The 1747-nt window shown below is 64.3% G+C and carries 1 protein-coding gene; it reads right to left on the reverse strand.

The window, feature by feature from the left end; all coding sequences use genetic code 11:
• Positions 1–164 precede the first annotated feature (164 nt).
• Complete coding sequence (locus I55_RS32425) at positions 165–1550, reverse strand: hypothetical protein (RefSeq protein ID WP_044564861.1); 1386 nt, start codon at positions 1548–1550, stop codon at positions 165–167.
• Positions 1551–1747: the final 197 nt, after the last annotated feature.

Below are 1747 nucleotides of genomic sequence, written 5' to 3' on the forward strand. Positions count from 1 at the left end.
CACCAGATTGCGACTTGTGCCGCTGTAGGACACGACGGTGCCCGCCGATGCGTGCGTCGCAGGGCGCGAGTTGAGGTAGTCAAAAGACACGCATAGAGGGCCAGCGGATGCTGGCGCCCGGCGTCTGAGCGGCATTTGAGAGGTCACGATCAAATGCCGTGGTCTTACTGGACGGAGGGTTTCATCCTGGGGGCGAGCAGCAGGGCCGCGACCATCACCCCGCTGGCGGCAAGCGACCAGGCCAGGATGCGCACCATGAAGAAGGCATGCTCGATGCTATGGTTTGGAAAGGATGCATACCAGAGGGGAGCGATGCCGCAGGCCATTGGATAGAGCCAGCCGCCCGCCACGCCGCGCTTGGCCATCGACCGCCGCAAGATCACAAACGTCGCCGCGGCCCCTGCCAGGAAGGCGAGGATGATGAGCGTGACGCCCAAACCTTCGGACCCGTATGCCAGCATGTAGCCAAAGTAGAACGGCTTGACGAGGGCATAGGCAGTCGCAAGCGGACGGCTCGAGGCGAGCGCCTGCTCCGTGATCCCATATGGCCCGAGCAGTTCCGCTTCACGGGTGCTGAGGGTGACAGCGCTGCCTAAGCGCGTCATGAGCTGGTGGCCGAAGTCCAGGTATGCCGACGGCCCCCAGAGGACTGAGACCAGCAGGATCTTGAAGCCGAAGCTCGCCGCGACGGTCAGGCAGAAGCAGGCGAAACCCGTTGCCAGCTTGCGCCGCAGGTCCTGGTCCAGGCGGCCGGCATCGATGGCCACTGTGAGGAGGAAGGCGCTGATGAAGGATGGGATGGCGCCGGTCAGAAATTCGAAGTCGGCTATCAGGGCGCCGGCGATGCATAGACAAGCCGAAAAGAGCCGGGCCGGGGCCTTGGTCAGCAGTCCATGGTAGGCGGCCACCAGGTAGAGGTAGGTCAGGATGTCGGTCGGCGCGAAGCTGAAGGAAAAGTCGAAGACGCCGACCCCGGAAAACATCAGCAGGATCGTTGCCAAAGCGGCGTAGGGCAGCCCCCGGGCCTCTCCGTTCATCACCCCCCTGCTCGCTTGGACCAGCAGGTAGGCAAGGGGCAGGACCGTGGCCGCGAGCAGGATGAGGCTGGCGGCATTGAAGCTGAAGATCCGCAGCATGCCGGCCATTGCCACGCGATAGGCATGGATGTACCGGTGATAATAGGCCAGCTCGGGCAGGGGCGATCCAGAGTCCATGCTACTCAGCAGCCGCCCCAGCCCCTGGCATTGGGGAGCATCCGGAAGACGGCTGTCACCGCCCACCTCTGCGGGTCCGCCAGGTGTTTGCGGTGATACCGCCGCCTTGACGATTCCATCTCGCGGCGGGATGACGAGCATGGACAGGATCAGGCAGTCATTCGGGGCATAGACTGGAATGGTGGCGCCCGGCCTCAGCGGCAGCCAGGCGGTCCGGCGCAGGACACCGGATTCCATCGCCTCGTGGGCGGCGCTCAATGCCACGGGTCCACTGACGAGGCCATAGCCGACGGTTACAAGGGCCAGGAAGAAGGCGGCGATGACCGAGGCCAGCACCAGGACGTCGACGCTTGCCCTGGTGATGCTCGAGCGTTCACCTTTATGGCGCCGGCTCCTCGTATGTTCCTGGCGCCCCGTTCGGGCTCGGGATGTATCCAAGTCGCCGCGAGCCGACCATTCCATGAGAGCCCCGCCTTCTGCTAGCTGACCAGGCGGGCATCTAGCGGTCGGCGGGTTTCGATGTCCACAGAAAA

Source organism: Azospirillum sp. B4 (assembly GCF_000333275.1).
GTDB lineage: Bacteria > Pseudomonadota > Alphaproteobacteria > Azospirillales > Azospirillaceae > Nitrospirillum.